Raw genomic sequence first — 21,355 nt, 5'->3', positions numbered from 1 at the left:
CACTTCTCCTTTATATCTATTTATATTGCTTATGCTTTGTTAGAGCTTCCGAACTCACGCATTTTTCCAATAACGGTTGCTTTAATCGCCTCACGCGCTGGAATTAAATATTTTCGTGGATCGTATTGGTGTTCATTTGCAGCCAAATACTCACGAATTGCTTTTGTAGCTGAAATTTGGTTTTCAGTATTAACATTGATTTTAGCAGTACCTAAAGAAATAGCACGAGTAATATCTTTTGTTGGGATCCCTGTACCACCATGTAGCACTAATGGTAAATCAGCTAACTTAGATATTTCCTCCATTTCTTTAAACCCTAAATTCGGCTCTCCTTTATATGGACCGTGTACAGAACCAAGAGCAGGAGCCAGGCAGTCAATAGCAGTACGTTTAACTAAATCCGCACATTCAGTAGGGTCAGCATAAATAACTCCGTCAGCAATTACATCGTCTTCTTGCCCACCAACAGTCCCTAGCTCCGCTTCAACTGACACATTGTGAGCATGAGCGTATTCTACTACTTTTGAAGTAATCTCAACGTTTTCCTCGAAAGGATGGTGTGATGCGTCAATCATGACAGAAGTGAATCCCGCATCGATTGCAGCTTTACATTTTTCAAAGCTTGAACCATGGTCTAAGTGGATTGCAACTGGAACCGTAATATTATAGTCCACCATTAATCCTTTAACCATATGTACAACTGTAGTAAATCCACCCATGTACTTAGCTGCACCTTCGGAAACACCTAAAATAACAGGTGATTTTTCTTCTTCAGCTGCTTGTAAAATAGCTTGCGTGAATTCCAAGTTATTAATGTTGAATTGTCCAACTGCGTAGCCTTCTTTTTTACCTTTTTCAAGCATCTCTTTCATTGAAACTAAAGCCATTGAAAAGGACCTCCTATATTTTAATTGTGCATCGTAAATATTATCAAAATGCTAAGTAGGACGCCCTACTAAACGATAGTTCATAATCTATTATGCCCTATTTGTTATCCGAAAAAACCGTTTAGAGGTAACCTGCTTATTTCCAACATTATCATAACAAAAACAGGCGATGTTTTCCACTGCCTGCTCAAGTGCTTGTTATTTTAGTAAATTATTCACAGCGTCCCTAACTTCAAAGATATCAAAAGGCTTGGTAAAATAAAGTGAGGCACCTAAATCCATCGCTTCTTGAATGAGGTTTAACTCTCCATATGCCGTCATCATCATAATCGGTAGATCTGGAAAGTCTTTTTTCATCTTTTTTAGAATTTGAATTCCGTCCATTCCTGGTATTTTCATATCTAGTAATACACCATTAATTGGTTTTTCTTCTACAAGCTTTAATGCCTCATAACCATTGGACGCTAAGCTAATTTCATATCCTTCTTGGGCAAACACCTCTTTTAAAAGCATTCGTATCCCAAGTTGATCATCTACAATCAATAAGTGTTTCATGAAGGAAGACCCCTTTTTTTACCGTATTTTCGCGTATTATAATATTCGCTATTAAACGTCGACTTTCCTCTTTCTTTCTTACAAATTTATTGTAAAAAGGATAAAAATCCCGTTTAAAGAGTACCTTATTAAAGACAAGAAAAGATAAAAATTTACGTAATGAACGAATATAGCATGGAATTTTTATCAATTAAGTTAAGCTGAGTAAGCATTTGCCACCAGTTTACTCCTCACGTAACAACACAATCCCATTTACTTGTCGATGCAAATGTAAGCGTTTGCGTTTTTCTTGTTTGTCTAGCGCAAGCAGCCTTGCCCCTCGAGGTCAAATGAGTTAAAGCTCCGGTGGCTGAAGAGCTGCCTCCTCGCTTCCCTCATTTGCTTGTCGGGGCAGATATAGGCGCTTGCGCTTATATTGGACAAGTAGCTATAATGAAACCAAAAATTCTTATATAATAGTTGAGAGGTGAAATTAAATGAAAATGCTCACGACACAGCTTTCTGGACTATTTCAAAGAATTGCAAGTTCCGAGGAAGAAAATATAGACGACACAGCTCGTCTACTTGCACAAGCTGCAGCTGGTGAAGGAAAAATCTATTTCGCTTCATTTGAAGAGATGGAAAGTATTTCTATCAATGCAAAGTATGCAGCCGAACCATTTCCACGTATGGAGCAATGGAAGCCTGATATCACTTTGACAAGTGCAGATAGAGTATGGATTCTCACTCGTTCCTCTACAAATGAGAAAGCGCTAGCTCTTGCTAAGAAGTTAAATGAAAATTTTATCCCTTTTAGCGTTCTAGCTAGTGAACCGGCGGAAGAAGGAAATATGCTCTTTGACCTATCTTATACATATATTTCCTTGAAAATTACAAAAGGATTACTACCCGCAGATGATGGTTCTCGACTCGTTCAACCCCATGCTTTAGCTGGATTATTCATTTACGAGGCTGTTAAGTTACAGCTGGATGAAATGATTAAGGGAGAAGAATAAAGTATTATTTCATGGAGGCTAGTTGAGAAAGCTAGCCTTCTTTTAATGCCATTTATTAAGTTATCTCAAAGTCTATTTCCAATTTTATGTTCTTTTCACCGAAGTCTCACAACTAATTTTGGATAATAATTACACAAAATTAAGCGAGAATCTTAGTATGTATAAGTGTTCATCATCTACTTTATATGCCTTGTTTCTTTCTTAATTCCTCACTTTATTTAGTTTTTTTCATATTTATATCATAACTTAAAATACATAATTTTTACATTTAATTATTGAAATTTCGAATTATAAATTATCACTATTTTTATATAACATTACATATAAACCAATATTATCCTATTACTTAGCAATTCTCAATAGGACCTCTATACCGGACTTTTTATCCTATTAAAATGAATTAAAAATAAAAAAATGCAGTTCGATTACTAGTCGAACTGCATTTTTCAAATTATTATTCTCCGACAGAAGCTTTAATAAATTCACGGAATAGTGGTTGTGGACGCTGAGGGCGTGACACAAATTCCGGATGGAACTGTGATGCTACGAAGAAAGGATGTTCAGAAAGCTCGATAATTTCGATTAAGCGACCATTTGGACTTGTCCCTGAGAATATAAATCCAGCAGCTTCGAATTGCTCACGGAACTCGTTATTGAACTCATAACGATGACGATGACGTTCATATACAAGTTCTTCTCCATATGCTTGTTGTGCCTTAGAGCCCGGCGTCAGCTTACATGGATACAATCCAAGACGAAGCGTACCACCTAGGTCCTCTACATCTTTTTGTTCTGGTAATAGGTCAATTATAGAATGCGGTGTACTTGGATCTAGCTCTGTTGAGTGTGCCCCCTCTAGGTTTAACACGTTACGAGCGTATTCAACTGTAGCTAATTGCATACCTAAACAAATTCCTAAGAAAGGTACTTTGTTCTCACGAGCAAATTTAATCGCAGAGATTTTCCCTTCTACTCCTCGATCACCAAATCCACCAGGAACAAGAATACCATCAACATCTGAAAGAATTTCAGCGACATTTTCATCATTCACATGCTCTGCATTTACCCAGTTGATTTCTACATCAGCATCAAAAGCATATCCAGCATGCTTCATTGCTTCTACAACAGAAATATAAGCATCTTGAAGCTCTACGTATTTACCTACTAGACCGATGCGTACTTTTTTGGATAAAGACTTAACTTGATCGACCAAACCAAGCCAATCTGTCATATCAGCTTCTGGTGTTTTTAGTTGGAAGTGATCCACAACAATTTGATCTAAATGCTGTGCTTGTAAGTTTAACGGAATTTCATATAGAGAGTCAGCATCGATACATTCGATTACTTCTTCTGGTTTAATATCACAGAACAATGCAATTTTATCCTTCATGTCTTGTGGTACAGGCATTTCTGAACGAACAACAATGACATTTGGTTGAATACCTAAGCTACGAAGTTCTTTTACACTGTGCTGAGTTGGTTTAGTTTTCATTTCACCAGCAGCCTTGATAAATGGAACTAGCGTACAGTGAATGTACATAACATTATTGCTTCCTACGTCACGTTTCATTTGGCGGATTGTCTCAAGGAAAGGAAGTGATTCAATATCTCCTACTGTTCCACCGATCTCTGTGATAACGATGTCAGCTTGAGTTTCTCTAGCAGCAAGGAATAAACGTTCTTTAATTTCGTTTGTAATATGTGGAATAACTTGTACAGTTCCACCATTGTAATCGCCACGACGCTCTTTTCTAAGAACAGAGGAATACACTTTTCCTGTTGTAATATTAGAATATTTATTGAGATTAATGTCGATAAAACGTTCGTAGTGACCTAAGTCTAAGTCAGTTTCCGCTCCATCATCAGTTACGAATACTTCTCCATGCTGATAAGGACTCATTGTTCCAGGATCTAGATTGATATAAGGATCAAATTTTTGAATAGTAATTTTCAATCCTCTATTTTTTAACAAACGCCCAAGAGACGCGGCTGTAATACCTTTACCAAGTGAAGATACAACCCCACCAGTAACAAAAATAAATTTAGTCATTGTCGTTCCTCCTATATATGGTGTACCAAATAATAAAAGCGCTCCTCCTGCTGGTTTTAGCAGGGGAGCGCGTATGCACATGAGTACGTCTCTTCAAAAAGAGCCCAATAAAATCTTATAGCGTTTAGATTAAGAAGTCAAGGATTATTCTTCGTCTTCATCCTCTTCGTCTAGTTCCTCATCATCTATGATTTCGAATTCATCATCATCCTCATCAATCAGGTCTTCCTCGATAACGTCTACTTCATCGATTTCCTCTTCTACAAAATCGATTGCAACGTCATCCTCTTCATCGTCATCATCATCGTCGTCGTCTTCAGTAAATTCATCGAATTCCTCTTCAAAGATGATTTCATCTTCATCCAAGTCATCAAGATCGTCTAAATCATCCACTGCTTTTGCTTTCTTCTTACGTACTTTTACTGTAGGAGCAGTTTCTTCCTCAATTTGTTCCACTGGGTACCATTCTCTTAGGCCCCATTGATTTTCAGCAATCGCAAGGAAGCGTCCGTCAATATTCATATCTGTGTAAAATTGTGGCTTACGAGCTGCCATTTCCTCATCTGTAAAGCCGTTCAAATTTTGAATTTCATCGAAAAGCTCCGTTAATGTCATCGAGTTTTTCTTATCTTCTAGTATGGCAAAACCAATATCTATTAATGATTCTTCTTGTAGTTGTGCTGTTGTCATTTCACGAAAATTCAAATCGTGCACGTCCTTTCTGTTTCCGCTTGCATACTTTCCATTATATACAAACAATTATGTTATATGCTACATTCATTTATTCTTTTTGAAAAGAGATATTTTCCTACCAACTATAGAAAACAAATAAAAAGAAAGCAAGAGTAAAGGTATAGAGGCGAGTCTTTTATTATACAGCCAAATTGTTGTTAAGAGGAGAACAATTATAACCATCATTTGTACCGGTTTTTTCATAACACTTCTCCTCTACGACTTAATAAATACATTATACTAAAGAATATAATAAAAAAGTGTCTCTAATATACTTAGAGACACTTTTTTTTACATATTTCGACGGTATTGCCCTCCAACCTCGTAAAGAGCATTAGTAATTTGACCTAGACTCGCCTTTTGAACAGTGCTCATTAGCTCTTCAAAAATATTTCCACCGCTCATCGCTACCTGCTTCAAACGGTTCAACGAGTTTTGAACGTCTGCTTCATGCTTGAGTTGGAAATCTTGAAGATTCTTAATCTGTGTTTCTTTTTCCTCTTTTGAAGCACGGGCTAGCTCCATATTGTTAATGTCATCCTCAGATGCCGGATTTGGGTTTAAATAAGTATTCACTCCGATAATTGGCAGTTCACCTGTGTGCTTCTTCATTTCATAGTACATAGACTCTTCTTGAATTTTACCACGTTGATACTGAGTCTCCATGGCACCAAGTACTCCTCCACGATCATTAATGCGATCGAACTCAGCAAGTACTGCCTCTTCTACTATATCCGTCAGCTCATCTACAACAAATGATCCTTGTAAAGAGTTTTCGTTTTTCGACAAACCATGCTCTTTCGTAATAATCATCTGTATAGCCATCGCACGACGTACAGATTCCTCTGTTGGAGTCGTAATTGCTTCATCGTACGCATTGGTGTGTAAAGAGTTACAGTTATCTTGCAATGCCATCAAAGCTTGAAGAGTCGTGCGGATATCGTTGAAATCTATTTCCTGCGCATGAAGACTTCTGCCCGATGTTTGGACATGGTACTTTAACTTTTGGCTGCGTTCGTTGGCACCATACTTCTCACGCATGACGACTGCCCAAATACGACGTGCCACTCGACCAATTACTGTATATTCTGGATCAAGCCCATTTGAGAAGAAGAATGATAGATTCGGTGCAAAGTCGTCAATATTCATACCACGGCTCAAATAATATTCCACATACGTAAATCCATTCGCGAGCGTGAAGGCTAGCTGTGAAATAGGATTTGCTCCGGCTTCAGCAATATGATACCCAGAGATTGAAACAGAGTAATAATTACGAACCTTTTGGTCAATAAAATATTGTTGAATATCACCCATCATGCGAAGTGCAAATTCCGTAGAGAATATACAAGTATTTTGACCTTGGTCTTCTTTTAGAATGTCCGCCTGTACAGTCCCACGAACTACTTGCAGTGTCGCTTCTTTAACCTGAGTAAATTCCTCTACAGTCAAGGTTCTACCTAGCTCCTCTTCCTTTAGGCGAACTTGCTGATCGATTGCAGTGTTCATAAACATTGCCAAAATGATTGGAGCCGGACCATTGATGGTCATCGATACGGATGTAGATGGCGCACATAAATCGAAGCCAGCATATAGCTTCTTCATATCCTCTAACGTACAGATGCTGACCCCTGACTCTCCAACTTTTCCGTATATGTCAGGTCTGTAGTCTGGGTCTTCCCCGTATAATGTTACAGAATCAAAGGCTGTAGATAGTCGCTTCGCATCGTCATCCTTTGATAAGTAATGGAAGCGACGGTTTGTACGCTCTGGTGTTCCTTCTCCTGCAAATTGACGCTTTGGATCCTCTCCTTCTCTTCGGAAAGGAAAAACTCCAGCGGTATATGGAAATGAGCCAGGCACATTCTCTTTATATACCCATTTTAAAATCTCCCCGTAATCGACAAATTTCGGTAGAGCTACTTTAGGAATTTTCAAGCCTGATAGGCTTTCCGTACGAAGAATCGTACGAATCTCTTTATCTCGAATCTTCGTAACGAATTCGTCTCCTGCATATGCATCCTTCAAAGCATGCCAATTTTCTAGAATACGTTTAGATTCTGCTGATAATTCATCTTTAATGCCCGCTGCTAAAGACTCTAAAGATTGAATCAATGCATCCTCCGTTCTTTTTTTCTTTACCTCATCAATAGCGCCTTCTAATTGGAATAGCCTTCTCGCAAACTCAACCTGCTCTTCTGATTTCTTATGATAGCCTCTCACCGTATCTGTGATTTCACGCAAATAATAGCGACGATCGTTAGGAATGATGACATTTTGCTTTTGTGTTTTTATAAATTGCTCATACGAGGTTTCCCAATCAGTTCCCATTTTTTTATTTACGGTTTCAATCAATGCTGCAAATAATGAGTTAGTCCCCTTATCATTGAACTGGCTTGCAATTGTACCGTAAACAGGCATTTTATCCAGTTCTTCATCCCAAAGCTCGTGGCTGCGTTGATACTGCTTTTGGACCTGTCTTAATGCATCCTCTGAGCCCTTGCGTTCGAATTTATTGATAACGATTAAATCGGCATAATCTATCATATCGATTTTTTCTAATTGAGAAGGTGCCCCGAACTCACTTGTCATGACGTACATGGAAAAATCCGAAACGTTTGTAATTTCTGCGTCACCTTGCCCTATTCCACTTGTTTCAACAATTATTAAATCATAGCCTGCGACCTTCACTACATCGAGTACATCTGCAATTGCACCAGACAGCTCCGTTCGCGATCCACGAGTCGCCAAGCTTCTCATGAATACTCTCTTATTGAAGATGGCATTCATGCGGATACGGTCTCCCAGAAGTGCCCCACCGGTTTTTTGCTTTGTTGGATCAATAGATAGAACCGCTATTTTCTTGTCTGGTAATTCTTGTAGAAAACGACGGATCAGCTCATCTGTCAAAGAACTTTTCCCTGCACCACCAGTGCCGGTAATCCCCAAAACCGGTGTTCCTTTTGACAAACCTTTTGCCTGTTCTAGCATACTAGTAGTGTCTTGGTCTCCAGTTTGATAGGCTTCTTCTGCTAGCGTAATTAGGTGTGCAAGTACTTCTGGATTTTCCGTTGTCACGTTTTCTATTGCTTCCTTTGCGCCTGAAGCTTTCGTAGGTACGTCACATTCCATCAGCATTTGATTGATCATTCCCTGTAACCCTAGCTTACGGCCATCCTCAGGTGAGAATATGCCGGAAATCCCGTAATCCTGTAACTCTTTTATTTCCTTTGGAATGATTACTCCGCCGCCACCACCAAATATACGAATATGTGGTGCGCCCCTTTCCGCAAGTAAATCCTTCATATATTTAAAATACTCGACATGTCCTCCCTGATAGGAAGAGATGGCAATCCCTTGAACATCCTCTTGAATAGCGGCATTAACTACCTCTTCAACCGAGCGATTATGCCCTAAGTGGATAACCTCTGCTCCGCTCGCCTGTAAAATGCGACGCATAATATTGATGGATGCATCATGCCCGTCAAAAAGGCTCGACGCCGTTACAAAACGAACATGATTTTTTGGACGATATACTTCTACCTTAGACATGTTGTTCCTCCTTGTTTGTATGAACATTTCTTATGAACTTAGGACTGACACTTAAATGATGTCCTTCGCATTACCCATCCCACTGAGTAATAATTGCACTTGTAAATCTGTAAATTGTTCAATTGAAAATTCCTTGCGGAGAGCCCATCTTCTAAAAGCCCACATTTGCCCTTGAACGACCAATGTATGAGCGTAAAGCTTAGCCTGTTCTCCGGTCAACTTAAGCTCCCCACCTTGAATACAGCCAACAATAATCTTGTGGAAGATTTCCACCATTTCCAGTTCCTTGAGTAATACATATTCGAGCGCTTGCTTTGGTAAGGATTTAGATTCCTGGTACATGACAACGAACTCATCCGACATATCATCTATCACCCCATAATAGTGATGAATCGCATTTCGTAAGTCCTCGATTGTACCGTTCTCAGGTTGGAATTTGGATAGCCTCTCGTGTACCTCATGATAAATGCTATCGCATACTAAATAGAGGACATCCTCCTTAGTACGGATATATTCATACAGCGTCCCAATACTGAAACCGGCTTCCTTCGCAATTTCTCTAGTAGTAGTACGATGAAAACCTTTCTGTTTGAATAAAGTCACCGCAGCTCGAATCATTTGCTGGCGTCTTTTTTCAATAAGATTACCGTCCTTTACAGAGGTCAGTACTTCGTGTTTTTTATCCATGCTACTTAGTCAACATACGAGAGATGACAAGACGCTGAATTTCTTGAGTACCCTCATAAATTTGAGTTATTTTTGCATCACGCATAAAACGCTCTACTGGGTAATCCTTTGTATATCCGTATCCACCATACACTTGAACAGCTTCAGTTGTTACCTTCATCGCTGTGTCTCCTGCCATCAGCTTCGCCATAGCAGACTCCTTCCCATAGGAAAGACCATTAGATTCTAACCATGCTGCTTGATAGGTCAGTAAACGAGAGGCTTCAATGGAAGTTGCCATGTCTGCTAATTTGAATGATACTCCTTGGTTAGCAGCAATCGGTTTACCAAACTGTACACGTTCCTTTGCGTAGCTAACAGAAGCATCTAAAGCACCCTGTGCAATACCAACTGCTTGAGCAGCAATCCCGTTGCGACCACCGTCTAACGTTTTCATCGCAATGATAAAACCTTCTCCTTCTTGGCCTAGTAAGTTTTCTTTAGGCACTCGGCAGTTATCAAAGATTATTTCTGTTGTAGGTGATGAACGAATCCCTAGCTTCTTCTCTTTCTTCCCTACTGAGAACCCTTCAAAGTCAGCTTCCACAATAAATGCACTAGTTCCCTTATGCTTAGATTCTGGATCAGTCACTGCAAATACAACATAGATATCGGCAATTCCACCGTTTGTAATGAAGATTTTAGATCCATTTAACACATAATGATCGCCATCTAATTTAGCGGTTGTTCTCATACCACCAGCATCAGACCCTGAACCTGCTTCTGTTAAACCATAGCCACCGATTTTCGTTCCTTCTGCCATCGGACGAAGGTATTTTTGCTTTTGCTCTTCGTTACCGTACTTGAAAATTGGCCATCCAGCTAAAGATGTGTGAGCTGAAAGAGTTACACCTGTCGATGCACATACTCGAGATAATTCCTCCACTGCGATACAGTACGCCAGATAATCTGAACCGATTCCACCGTACTCCTCTGGCCACGGAATCCCTGTTAAGCCAAGCTCAGCCATTTTGTCAAAAATTTCACGGTCAAAGCGCTCTTCTTCATCACGTTCTGCAGCTGTTGGAGCCACTTCTTTCACTGCAAAATCGCGTACCATTTTACGAATCATTTCATGCTCTTCTGTTAGTTGAAAATTCATTTAAACATTCCGCCTTTTGATTTGATTTAGTTTTTGTGATTCATAGGTTAGTTTAGGTTTTGTGATATTCCATTTACTATTTGAGACTTTCAGTTTGGGTTTGGTGACAATTTGTTTTTTGTGATGTTCAAACCCTAATTTATAGCAACCATCTATTATTAATTCATCAAGTGCTTGCTAATTACGATTCGCTGAATTTCACTTGTGCCCTCATATATTTCGGTAATCTTTGCATCACGGAAGTAACGCTCTACTGGATAATCCTCCGTGTAGCCGTAGCCTCCGAATACTTGAACCGCTTCGATTGCTACATCTACTGCTGTTTTGGATGCGAATAGTTTGGCCATAGATGCCTCTTTTCCACAAGGGAGTCCCTTATCTCGCATACTTGCAGCACGGTAAACTAGTAATCTAGACGCTTCTACTGCTGTCCCCATGTCAGCTAGTTTGAAGCCTACTCCTTGGTTGGCTGCAATTGGCTTGCCGAATTGAATACGCTCCTTAGCGTAGCCTACTGCTGCTTCAAAGGCAGCTTCTGCAATACCTAGTGCTTGGGTAGCAATACCAATACGGCCAGTGTTTAAGTTGGCCATAGCTATTTTGAAGCCTTCTCCCTCTTCCCCTAGTAGGTTTTCAACTGGGATTTTCATATCTTCAAAGGTGATTTGAACCGTTCTAGAGCCATGTAAGCCCATTTTTTGCTCATCTTTTCCGATGATAAAACCAGGTGTATCTTTCTCCACGATAAATGCAGAGATTCCTCGGGAACCTTGTGTAGCATCTGTGGAAGCGAATACGATATAAACGTCTGCCTCTCCGCCATTCGTGATGAATACCTTTGAGCCATTAATCACATATTCATCACCTTTTTTGACTGCCTTCGTTTTAAGAGCTCCTGCATCTGAGCCAGCAGATGGTTCTGTTAAACAAAATGCACCTAAATATTCTCCGGCAGCAAGCTTTGGAATATATTTTTGTTTTTGCTCCTCATTTCCAAAATAAAGAATTGGATTTGTGCCTACTGACGTGTGGACAGAAAGGATAACCCCTACAACTGCACTCACCTTTGATAATTCATTGATGGCGATGACGTAACTAGTAAAATCCATCTCCGAGCCACCATATTTTTCTGGGATTGTGATTCCCATCAATCCAAGCTCTCCCATTTTTTTAATAATCTCGCGCGGGAACTCCCCTTGCTCCATACGTTCTATAAATGGCTCAATTTCGGTTTTTGCAAAATCACGGACCATGTTGCGCATCATTAGTTGTTCTTCTGTGAAATGTAAATCCATCGATTAATCCCCTTTGTTTGTTATTCGTATATGTAGAAGCCTCTACCAGTTTTCTTACCTAACCATCCAGCCTTCACATATTTACGTAATAACGGGCATGGTCGATACTTGCTGTCTCCAAAGCCGTCGTGAAGAACTTCCATAATGTACAGGCAAGTGTCTAGACCAATAAAGTCAGCTAGCTGAAGAGGACCCATCGGATGATTCATCCCCATCTTCATCACGTCATCAATTGCCTCCTTCGTTGCTACGCCTTCATATAACGTATAAATTGCCTCGTTAATCATTGGCATCAATACACGATTAGCAACAAAACCTGGGAAGTCATTTACCTCTACAGGAACCTTATTTAGCTTTTTCGTCATTTCTTCAATGGCCATATAAATATCATCATTAGTTGCAAGGCCTCGAATAATTTCTACTAGCTTCATTACTGGAACTGGATTCATAAAATGCATTCCAATTACTTGCTCGGGACGATTTGTTGCTGCTGCAATTTCTGTAATTGGCAGAGAGGAAGTGTTTGTCGCTAAAATTGTATGTGCTGGTGTTATCTCATCTAGCTGTTTAAAAATAGATTGCTTGATTTCCATATTTTCGACTGCTGCTTCAATAACTATGTCTACGTCATTTGCATCCTCTAGGGAAAGTGATTTCGTGATTTTATTTAAAATGACTTGTTTTTCGTCCTCTGTCATTCTTCCCTTTTCCACATTTCGAGAGAGGTTCTTTGTAATTGTTTGAAGTCCACGATCAAAGAATTTCTCTTCACGATCATTAAGCTTCACTTCATATCCTGCCTGTGCACAGACCTGCGCTATTCCAGACCCCATTTGTCCTGCTCCGATTACCATTACCTTTTGAATGTTCATGCTAGATTCCCTCCTGTTTTTGGAACTTCAATCATGATGGCATCTCCTTGGCCGCCGCCAGAACAAATGGCTGCAATTCCAATTCCTCCGCCTCTGCGTTTCAACTCGTATGCTAACGTCAAAATGATACGAGCTCCTGACGCTCCAATCGGGTGTCCTAAGGCTACTGCTCCACCATTGACATTAACCTTGCTCTCATCAAGTCCGGCAATTTGACTACTTACTAAAGCGACTGCAGCAAAAGCTTCATTTATCTCAAATAAATCAATCTCTTCAATTGTTTTTCCAGTCTTCTCTAGTAGACTATTAATAACAATACCAGGCGTTTGTGGAAAGTTTTCCGGTTCAATTGCAATTGCAGTGTGTCCAACTACATATGCTAACGGCTCTTTTCCAAGCTCTTTTGCTTTATCCTCATTTGTTAAAACAAGTGCACAAGCTCCATCATTTACCCCAGGTGCGTTACCTGCCGTGATAGACCCATCCTTACCAAACGCTGGTTTTAGTTTGGCAAGTGATTCAACAGAGGTATCTGCCCGAGGTGCCTCGTCTTGGTCTACGACTATTGGTTCACCTTTTCTCTGTGGAATTTCAACAGGTACGATTTCTTCCGCAAATAAACCTTCTTCAATTGCTTTCAAGGCTAAGCTATGGCTTCTAAAAGACCACTCATCTTGCTTTTCACGAGATAATTCAAATGCTTCTGCAGTAGAATTTCCGTAAGTCCCCATATGGACGCGCTTTGGATGAAATGAACAGGATAGACCGTCATAAATCATCCCATCTACCATTTGCCCATCACCCATTCTTAATCCGAATCTGCCCTTTGGTAAATAGTAAGGAGCGTTAGACATAGATTCCATTCCCCCAGCAACGATCACTTCTTCGTCCCCTAAACGAATGATTTGATCTGCCAGTGTTACACTACGCATTCCAGAGGCACAAACCTTGTTAATCGTTTCTGTTTGAACTGCCCATGGGATTCCTGCCTTGTTGGCTGCCTGTCGGGAAGGAATTTGTCCTTGACCAGCCTGTAAAACTGTTCCCATGATTACTTCATCCACTTGCTCTGGGCTCACGCCTGCTTTTGCAAGTGCTTCTTTTATAACGACTCCACCTAAATCAGAAGCATTTAAAGTGCTTAGCGCTCCTCCAAACTTTCCAAAAGCTGTTCGTGCTCCATCCAAAATTACTGTTTTCGTCAATACAGCCACCCCTTTGATTTGTATGCGCTTTCAACATCTATAAAAAATAAAAATTACTGACTGAACGCTCGCTCGACTTATATTGTTAAGAAAAGGGAGTGTTTCCACTCCCTGCCTTAATTACTTTTAGTTTACTTAAAGTAATTGAGGTTGGCAATTATTATTGAACATTTTGTTCTTCGTTTACTTCTTCTATTTCGGTCATTGACTCACCAAAGATTGATTTTTCTAGAAGCTCTGCAATATCATATGTTCCAACTGTGTCTTCTACTTCCTTAGCCTTTGTACCATCTGATAGCATCGTCAAGCAATAAGGACATCCCGAAGAGATAACTGTTGGGTTTACATCTAACGCTTGTTCTGTACGAGCAACGTTTACGCGGTTACCCACATGCTCCTCCATCCACATTAAACCTCCACCAGCTCCACAGCACATTCCGCTTTCACGGTTACGTGCCATTTCCACTAGCTTCACACCAGGGATAGATTTCAGAATTTCACGAGGTGCATCGTACACATCGTTATAACGTCCCAAATAACAAGAGTCATGGAAGGTGATTGTTTCATTTACTTCATATTTTGGTTTTAAGCGACCAGACATTACTAAATCGTAAAGCAATTCAGTATGGTGTAGAACTTCTCCACTCCAGCCAAAATCACCGTATTCATTTTTGAAAATATTATATGCATGAGGATCGATTGTGACTATTTTCGTTACCTCTGCCTTTTCAAATTCTTTAATATTCGCTGCCGCAAGCTCTTGGAACATAAATTCGTTCCCTAGTCGGCGCGGTGTGTCTCCCGAGTTCTTTTCTTTATTACCAAGAATCGCGAACTTCACTCCTGCCTCGTTCATCAAGTGAGCGAATGATAAAGCAATTTTTTGAGAGCGGTTGTCAAATGATCCCATAGATCCAACCCAGAATAGATATTCAAACTCTTCCCCAGCTTTGGATACTTCTTTTACTGTTGGAATGTGAAGATCTGGACGAGCATCTCTCCAATTTTCTTTTTCTTTACGGTTAAGACCCCATGGATTACCCTGACGTTCAATGTTTGTCATCGCACGTTGTGCATCCGGGTTTACTTTACCTTCTGTCATTACTAAATAACGACGAAGGTCTATTATTTTATCTACATGCTCGTTCATAACTGGGCATTGATCTTCACAGTTACGGCAAGTCGTACAAGCCCAAATTTCTTCCTCAGTAATTACATCCCCGATTAATGATGGGCTATAAATATCTTCAATTACAGCACCTTCTGCGCCAGCTGCCATTGCCAACTGGTTTCCTTTTGTACCTTTGAACGCAAGAGCTGGAACCCATGGCTTTTGTTTTGTTTCTACAGCTCCAGTAAATGTTAAATGATCACGTAGCTTAACAATTAAATCCATTGGAGATAGCATTTTACCTGTTCCTGTTGCCGGACACATATTCGTACAACGACCACATTCTACACATGCATAGAAATCAATCATTTGCGCTTGTGTAAAGTCTTGAACACGTCCAACACCAAAGACTGGCATTTCTTCCTCATCCGCTTCTTCGTCCTCTTCCTCTTCAAAGTTAATCGGACGGAGTCTGCCTACTTTGTCTAAACGATGGAAGTAAACGTTAGCAGGACCAGTGATTAAGTGGAAATGCTTAGATTGTGGAATATAAACTAAGAACGTTAATAGGAACAATAAATGTACCCACCACATTACAAAGAACACAGTGATTGCCGCAGCCTCCGGAATTGCTTGGAAAACGGTTGCAATAGCAGATGCTACAGGCTCACTCCATGTTGCCTCATGACCGTGCCAAATCATTCCCATACCATTACCGATTAATACTGAAACCATTAGTCCACCGATGAAAATAAGTACTAAACCATTTTTCCATCCACGTTTTAAACGGACTAGCTTTTCAACATAACGACGATAGAACGCCCAAATTACTGCAACTAAGATTGTTAGTGTTACAATCTCCTGGAAGAATGTAAATGCTGGATATAGTGGTCCTAGCGGTAAATGCGAATCTGGTGCTAGTCCCTTCCATATAAAATCGATTGCTCCAAATTGTACAAGGATGAAGCCATAGAAGAACATGACATGGATTGCTCCACTTTTCTTGTCTTTCAGTAGCTTCTTTTGCCCAAAAACATACACCCAAATTTTTCTAAGTCTTTCCTTCACATTGTCTTCAAACTCAACTTTTTTCCCCAATTTAATGTATGCATACCTTGTTCGTAGTAGATATACAAATAGATAGGCCGCATACAGTACTACTCCGATGAATAACACCCAGTTTGCGATTAACAACGGATTCATCCCTTTTCCCCCTCTAAGATGTGCCTAATTAATAATAGAATAACATTATAATAGAATTATATGAATTAATACAATATTAAAACTGAATGAGCATTCAGTCAATAGCAAATTAAAGAATAATTGCTAAAATGAAAAATATTTTAATATAAGGATTAGATTAATTGGTTTATTAGTTAAAGGTTAGGCTGGAATAAGAAAAGGTTAGGTAGATCCTCTCTGAGGTATTTACCCATGTATAAATTCTAGAAAGGCTTGGGGAAAAGTATGATGGATTTTCGCTTTAGTCGGACGCTTTCCGTGGGGGGAGCGATTAGCCATCACCGTCGCTTGCGCGTCGTTTGTGATGGCTTATCTTTCTCCCTCCTCCCACTGGAGTCGCCGACTGCCGCTGCAATCAACTTTTGGATAAATGGTTGTGTTTGAATAAAAACTATTTTTGTTTAACTAATTCCAGTTAAGAGATAATTCAACAAATACACTTCCTAAAAAGTGAAACCTTGGACTAAGTATGGTTGATTTGCGCTTTAGTCGGACGCTTTCCGTGGCGGAGCGATTAGCCATCACCGTCGCTTGCGTATCGTTTGTGATGGCTTATCTTTCTCCCTCCTCCCAATGGAGTCGCCGACTGCCGCTGCAATCAACTTTTGTTCCAATATTCATGTATGAATGAAAATTATCCTTTGTATAATTTAAATTAATTCAATTCTGATCAATTAGAAGGCATTCTAGTTATAGGATTTGAGACATTGCTTAGTCACTATTTTTTTCATTTGGAAAAAGCATCGAGTAGGACTCGATGCTTTCTAGGCTAATGCTTTAGTTGTCGCTAAATGAACTTGATTCCACAAAACTATTTCCTCGCTTGTATGTGGCTTAGAAAAATAATATCCCTGCACGACGGGCATGATGCAGGCATTTTTTAAGAACTCTATTTGTTCCTTCGTTTCTACTCCTTCAAATACAATGGTCAATTTTAGGGATTGACCAAGCCCAATCATTGCTTCCATGATGGAAGAGTCCTTTTCAGATGCTGGAATTTCATCTATAAAGGATTTGTCTATCTTTAATGTAGAAATAGGCATCTTTTTTAAATAGGACAAGGATGAAACTCCTGTACCAAAATCATCTAAGGCTACTGATAGCCCTTCCTTTCGAAAAGCTATGACCGCTTGTATTGCTTTGTCTATATTTCTGACAAAGCTTGTTTCGGTTATTTCTAACTCTAACTGGGAGGCTGACACCTTATAATGCTGCATATTGTCTTTCAACACATGGAGAAGCTTCGGTGATGTTACATATTCTCCAGGAATATTAATAGAGATTTGCTCAAAAGAAATGCCATTCTCCCTCCAGTTTGCAATCTGCCTACAGACTTGCTCAATAATCCAGTCCGTAACTCCCACCATTCGATTATGCGTTTCAAGTATAGGGATAAATACTGCAGGAGATAGAAGCCCATGTGTTGGGTGGTTCCATCTGAGCAACGTTTCAAGACCTTCTACCTGATTCCCCCTGAGAGAAACCTTCGGCTGATAGACCAAAAATAATTCACCATCTTTAATGGCACGACTAATATCATCTACTAACTCCCGTTCAAAAGTGCGGGTGTGAATGGATGGATCATAGAAAATTACCTCGTTTACGAAATTTGTAGAGGAATGGTCGATAACTGCTAGAACGTTAGCGTATAAAGCAACTGCCTCCGTTTTATTGTTGGCCTCTGCAACGGCACAAACTGAAGAAAGATAAATCTTTTCACCATCAATCAAAAGAGGCTTTTGCAAATAATCGGCAATTCTCTGCATTGCTTCTTTTACTTGCGAATTGTCTTTAACGTCCTTCATCAAAAAAGCAAAGCGGTTCTCCTCCATTCTATATAGTTCAGATGAAGCTGGAGCCAGTGATTTAAACTTTTCTGCTAATCGCTTGATAACTTCATCTACAAATTGATAGCTATATTCTTTATTTAGCTCCTCCAAGCCATTCAAATGCCAGATGCTCAAATACTCTGGAAACAGATGTTTCTGAAGATCCTGTTCAAATGAACGTCGGTTTGGCAGCTTCGTATAGGAATCAAAAAAATTCGTGCGGTATTCCACATAACGGTCAATTTGCCCCGATAAAAAAAGCATACCGAGCAAAAATGCCATCCCAACAGTGACTATAATAACTAAGCCTCCAATATTCTCCATCTCGTGTGCAAGTGTATGTATTGGGAAATCCTTTGGCATATAAAAAGTGATAGCTGACATCCCTGTATAGTGCATGCTAGAAACAGCCAATCCCATAATCACTGCAGTACACAAGTGAATCCAACGATTTTTCATATAGAGCTGCAGACTCGAAAATATATAGACTGCTATCATTGAGACTGCTACTGCGATCCCTATAGAAACTGCAAACAGTAAACGATCATAAGTATAAAAGATATCCATTTCCATTGCATACATTCCCATATAATGCATGGTGGAAATCCCTGTACCCATTGAGATTCCAGCTAAGACGTACATCCAAAATCCTCTTTTAGAAAGGCTCGAAAGATAAAAAGCTAAAAAGGAAGCTATCATAGCTGGTACTATAGATAAAACCGTTAGCGGTACATTGTATTTCATATGGACTGGTAAGGAAAATGCACTCATTCCGACAAAATGCATAGACCAAATTCCAAATCCCATAGCAATTGATGCAAATAACAACCAAATATATCGATGAAAGAAACCATTCCTTTGAGCTCTTCCATTCATCGCCAAAGCCGAATAAGAAGCAATAACAGCTATTAAAACGGATAATAAAACAATAGAAGCTGCATAGTCACCTTGAATGACGACCATATCACCTTCCACATAATTACGAAACATTAGTTTATCTCCTTTATACTTCTTAATAGAAAAGCGCAAGCGCCTATATCTGCCCCGACAAGCAAATGAGAAAAAGCGAGGAGGCAGTTCTTCAGCCACCGGAGCTTTAACTCATTTGACCTCGAGGGGCAAGGCGCTGGAGCTAGAATTTACTTTCTTGAATATGAACAAAAAGTGTACCTAATCACCCTCCTTTTATCGGCAGAGAGTCTTATAGATTAACTTTTTTCAACGCTCCCCTATATTTTTTTCGCGGTGTTTAGCATTAGAATGTTTTTTCCCCCTTTTTAAACAATTAAATTTAGCATTTTTATTACACATGAGGAAAAAGAGAAAAATCCGATTACTAGCGAAGAAGTCGTATCGGACGGGTCTCAATTACATCATTGTTTGAATTTCGTAGTTTAGATAGTCGGTGAAGTAAAATAATAGTTAAGAATTATATTTTTAATAGCTATAACGGTAGAATTTAAATTGGTTTATATTGGAATTAATTAATAAGGAAAAATTCTTTTTAAAGGAGGATAATATGTCATTAAGAGTTGGAGAAATAATTAGATTTGAAAGAACTTTTACATTAGAAGATGTGGAATTATTTACAAAGGTTTTAGGTGATGAGGGGATTCATCATATGAAACCAGATGAACAAGGAAGAGTAGTGGTTCAAGGGTTAATGACTGCTACATTACCAACAAAAGTAGGTGGTGATAACAATGTGCTAGCTCGGAACATGAATTTTGAGTTTTTAAAACCTGTATATACTGGCGACACAATAATTTGTGAGGTAATTATTGAAAAATTCGAAAAGCAGGAAAATAGAACGTCCATTGTTGCATCCTTTATATGCTACAATCAAAATGACATTCTAGTGCTTAGAGGCAATTTTTTAGGAGTGATACTATAATATTTATAGCTTAATTTCTCTTTTCAAAACGAGAATTTAAGCTTTTTTATTTGATGTCTTTAGTAACTGAGACATCAAATAAAAAGAAGCAGTCCATTTCAATTATGAAATAGACTGCAAAAGAAATTTTATTCATGAAAACGGAATTTGTTTTTCAATAGATTGCAAGTCTTCTATTTAATGGCTTGAAAGTGTTTTCCAAAATGTAATTTAGCTTCCTGTTCTCTCGTCGGACTAATACCTAAAAGAACAGTCGTTGCTGGACCAGCTGAAATATTTAAATTCCATCCATCTAGATAGCCCTCGATTCCTAACCGGTTACATTCTCCTGCGATACCTGTAGAGCCAACTGGCCAAACTGCATGAACCAATCCTGACTTCATAGCTTCCCAGATTTTCTTTAAGTCTGCGATAGCTTGTATTTCTTTTATTACTTCTTCTCCAACACATGGTTTTCCGTAGGCATACCACTGAAAATCATGAAATTCTTCTAGTTGTTTTTCACCAATCATGGATAGGGCCATGGCAGATTGCAAAGTATCCATATTCGTTTCGCTGCTCCCTGTTATTATGGGGCATTCCTCAGCAATCTCATCAAATAATCGTTTAATCCCTTTTATATATTTACTCCAGCTTTCGCTTCCAGAAAAGTTATGTACGATAATCGTTTGTGGAAATGCTTTAGCTGCCCATTGCTCCAATATGGTTACTCTAGCTGCAAAGTAAGCAACTACTTCATCCGATATATGCACTACATCTTTTTCCTTTTCTCCTATTGCTGCTGAGTTATCAGTTGTAAGCACCAGCCCGTTAGGCAATAAAATTGCGTTACGCATGTGTCTTTACTCGTTCCATTACTTTTTCAACAACAGGTGAAACGATCATGGCAATGGAAGCATTTAATATGGTCGCCAATGTGATGCCTGGTAATGCGCCAATGAAGAATGCAGGTGAAATAATCCAATAGAATGGTAAAGTGGCCAGTACACTATTTGCAACGATAAAGAAAACCCATTTCCAAAAGTGATATCCCTTTTGATGGAGTTTTGTAAAGACAAATAGGATAACAAACATCTCTAGAGCTATGATGATATGTAGTGGCCCCAATGGGAAACCGGCTGACAAGGAAGAGGCCAGATGACCTACTAGAGAGGCAGCACCCGCGTATACGGGAGGTAAGAATAGAGATGAAATAAGTGCAGGCACTGTGTCTAGTGCCGCACTCCCGATTCCTACAGGAATTTTTATTAAAGCCCCTATAGCTGATAGGGCTGCAAACATTGCAGCAAGTGTTAATAATCGAAGTTTCAT

At 39.3% G+C, this 21,355-nt stretch carries 16 protein-coding genes; 2 read left to right on the top strand and 14 right to left on the bottom strand.

Annotated elements, in window-relative coordinates:
- Positions 1–29 precede the first annotated feature (29 nt).
- Entirely contained in the window at positions 30–887 is an 858-nt protein-coding gene (locus tag MKY94_RS03250; protein ID WP_340844128.1) for a class II fructose-bisphosphate aldolase, read from the bottom strand.
- Between the two features lie 198 nt (positions 888–1,085).
- The gene (locus MKY94_RS03245; RefSeq protein ID WP_151111370.1) at positions 1,086–1,442 is read right to left on the bottom strand and encodes a response regulator; all 357 of its coding nucleotides are present in this window, start codon (positions 1,440–1,442) and stop codon (positions 1,086–1,088) included.
- Between the two features lie 476 nt (positions 1,443–1,918).
- Between MKY94_RS03245 and MKY94_RS03240 the strand changes: the two genes are divergently transcribed.
- The gene (locus MKY94_RS03240) at positions 1,919–2,437 is read left to right on the top strand and encodes a DUF2529 family protein (RefSeq protein ID WP_342577978.1); all 519 of its coding nucleotides are present in this window, start codon (positions 1,919–1,921) and stop codon (positions 2,435–2,437) included.
- A gap of 454 nt (positions 2,438–2,891) precedes the next feature.
- On the opposite strand, the gene MKY94_RS03235 is transcribed toward MKY94_RS03240, so the two are convergent.
- The 10 genes from MKY94_RS03235 to MKY94_RS03190 all read right to left on the bottom strand — a co-directional run bounded on the left by MKY94_RS03235 (position 2,892) and on the right by MKY94_RS03190 (position 19,140).
- On the bottom strand, positions 2,892–4,487 hold the full coding sequence (locus MKY94_RS03235; RefSeq protein ID WP_144539722.1) for a CTP synthase: 1,596 nt from the start codon (positions 4,485–4,487) through the stop codon (positions 2,892–2,894).
- A 144-nt stretch (positions 4,488–4,631) separates the two neighbouring features.
- Positions 4,632–5,177: a DNA-directed RNA polymerase subunit delta gene (gene rpoE / locus MKY94_RS03230; protein WP_342577977.1), complete on the bottom strand. Its 546-nt coding sequence runs from the start codon at positions 5,175–5,177 to the stop codon at positions 4,632–4,634.
- Positions 5,178–5,510: 333 nt separating this feature from the next.
- Positions 5,511–8,768, bottom strand: coding sequence for a fused isobutyryl-CoA mutase/GTPase IcmF (gene icmF / locus MKY94_RS03225; protein ID WP_342577976.1), 3,258 nt, complete (start codon positions 8,766–8,768; stop codon positions 5,511–5,513).
- Positions 8,769–8,819: 51 nt separating this feature from the next.
- A complete protein-coding gene (locus MKY94_RS03220; protein ID WP_191696667.1) occupies positions 8,820–9,455 on the bottom strand; it encodes a TetR/AcrR family transcriptional regulator in 636 nt (211 codons plus the stop codon).
- Between the two features lies 1 nt (position 9,456).
- A complete protein-coding gene (locus MKY94_RS03215; RefSeq protein ID WP_151111380.1) occupies positions 9,457–10,596 on the bottom strand; it encodes an acyl-CoA dehydrogenase in 1,140 nt (379 codons plus the stop codon).
- 158 nt (positions 10,597–10,754) lie between these two features.
- Positions 10,755–11,891 carry an acyl-CoA dehydrogenase gene (locus MKY94_RS03210; protein WP_144539730.1) on the bottom strand — a complete coding sequence of 379 codons (1,137 nt, stop codon included), beginning with the start codon at positions 11,889–11,891 and terminating at the stop codon, positions 10,755–10,757.
- Positions 11,892–11,911: 20 nt separating this feature from the next.
- Positions 11,912–12,763, bottom strand: coding sequence for a 3-hydroxybutyryl-CoA dehydrogenase (locus tag MKY94_RS03205; protein WP_144539732.1), 852 nt, complete (start codon positions 12,761–12,763; stop codon positions 11,912–11,914).
- Positions 12,760–13,968: an acetyl-CoA C-acetyltransferase gene (locus tag MKY94_RS03200; RefSeq protein ID WP_342577975.1), complete on the bottom strand. Its 1,209-nt coding sequence runs from the start codon at positions 13,966–13,968 to the stop codon at positions 12,760–12,762. Before MKY94_RS03200 ends, MKY94_RS03205 begins: the two co-directional genes overlap by 4 nt.
- Positions 13,969–14,128: 160 nt before the next feature.
- Positions 14,129–16,282, bottom strand: coding sequence for a (Fe-S)-binding protein (locus MKY94_RS03195; protein WP_151111386.1), 2,154 nt, complete (start codon positions 16,280–16,282; stop codon positions 14,129–14,131).
- Positions 16,283–17,085: 803 nt separating this feature from the next.
- Entirely contained in the window at positions 17,086–19,140 is a 2,055-nt protein-coding gene (locus tag MKY94_RS03190) for an EAL domain-containing protein (protein WP_342577974.1), read from the bottom strand.
- Positions 19,141–19,669: 529 nt separating this feature from the next.
- Here MKY94_RS03190 and MKY94_RS03185 point away from each other — a divergent pair.
- Positions 19,670–20,044, top strand: coding sequence for an enoyl-CoA hydratase (locus MKY94_RS03185; protein WP_342577973.1), 375 nt, complete (start codon positions 19,670–19,672; stop codon positions 20,042–20,044).
- A gap of 173 nt (positions 20,045–20,217) precedes the next feature.
- Here MKY94_RS03185 and MKY94_RS03180 read toward each other — a convergent pair whose 3' ends face one another.
- The gene (locus MKY94_RS03180; protein WP_154311513.1) at positions 20,218–20,880 is read right to left on the bottom strand and encodes a hypothetical protein; all 663 of its coding nucleotides are present in this window, start codon (positions 20,878–20,880) and stop codon (positions 20,218–20,220) included.
- Positions 20,873–21,355 (bottom strand): ECF transporter S component, encoded by a 483-nt coding sequence (locus MKY94_RS03175; protein WP_191696673.1) that lies wholly within the window; start codon positions 21,353–21,355, stop codon positions 20,873–20,875. The genes MKY94_RS03180 and MKY94_RS03175 overlap by 8 nt, the downstream gene beginning before the upstream one ends.

Source organism: Psychrobacillus sp. FSL K6-2843, assembly GCF_038626375.1.
GTDB lineage: Bacteria > Bacillota > Bacilli > Bacillales_A > Planococcaceae > Psychrobacillus > Psychrobacillus faecigallinarum.
Note: the sequence above shows the minus strand (reverse complement) of the source record. Positions and strands in the feature narration are given on the sequence as shown.

What these genes read in the sequence shown, in the direction of transcription:
- MKY94_RS03250 (WP_340844128.1), bottom strand. Translation starts at nt 887, where the DNA reads ATGGCTTTAGTTTCAATGAAAGAGATGCTTGAAAAAGGTAAAAAAGAA.
- MKY94_RS03245 (WP_151111370.1), bottom strand. Translation starts at nt 1,442, where the DNA reads ATGAAACACTTATTGATTGTAGATGATCAACTTGGGATACGAATGCTT.
- MKY94_RS03240 (WP_342577978.1), top strand. Translation starts at nt 1,919, where the DNA reads ATGAAAATGCTCACGACACAGCTTTCTGGACTATTTCAAAGAATTGCA.
- MKY94_RS03235 (WP_144539722.1), bottom strand. Translation starts at nt 4,487, where the DNA reads ATGACTAAATTTATTTTTGTTACTGGTGGGGTTGTATCTTCACTTGGT.
- rpoE (WP_342577977.1), bottom strand. Translation starts at nt 5,177, where the DNA reads ATGACAACAGCACAACTACAAGAAGAATCATTAATAGATATTGGTTTT.
- icmF (WP_342577976.1), bottom strand. Translation starts at nt 8,768, where the DNA reads ATGTCTAAGGTAGAAGTATATCGTCCAAAAAATCATGTTCGTTTTGTA.
- MKY94_RS03220 (WP_191696667.1), bottom strand. Translation starts at nt 9,455, where the DNA reads ATGGATAAAAAACACGAAGTACTGACCTCTGTAAAGGACGGTAATCTT.
- MKY94_RS03215 (WP_151111380.1), bottom strand. Translation starts at nt 10,596, where the DNA reads ATGAATTTTCAACTAACAGAAGAGCATGAAATGATTCGTAAAATGGTA.
- MKY94_RS03210 (WP_144539730.1), bottom strand. Translation starts at nt 11,891, where the DNA reads ATGGATTTACATTTCACAGAAGAACAACTAATGATGCGCAACATGGTC.
- MKY94_RS03205 (WP_144539732.1), bottom strand. Translation starts at nt 12,763, where the DNA reads ATGAACATTCAAAAGGTAATGGTAATCGGAGCAGGACAAATGGGGTCT.
- MKY94_RS03195 (WP_151111386.1), bottom strand. Translation starts at nt 16,282, where the DNA reads ATGAATCCGTTGTTAATCGCAAACTGGGTGTTATTCATCGGAGTAGTA.
- MKY94_RS03190 (WP_342577974.1), bottom strand. Translation starts at nt 19,140, where the DNA reads ATGTTTCGTAATTATGTGGAAGGTGATATGGTCGTCATTCAAGGTGAC.
- MKY94_RS03185 (WP_342577973.1), top strand. Translation starts at nt 19,670, where the DNA reads ATGTCATTAAGAGTTGGAGAAATAATTAGATTTGAAAGAACTTTTACA.
- MKY94_RS03180 (WP_154311513.1), bottom strand. Translation starts at nt 20,880, where the DNA reads ATGCGTAACGCAATTTTATTGCCTAACGGGCTGGTGCTTACAACTGAT.
- MKY94_RS03175 (WP_191696673.1), bottom strand. Translation starts at nt 21,355, where the DNA reads ATGAAACTTCGATTATTAACACTTGCTGCAATGTTTGCAGCCCTATCA.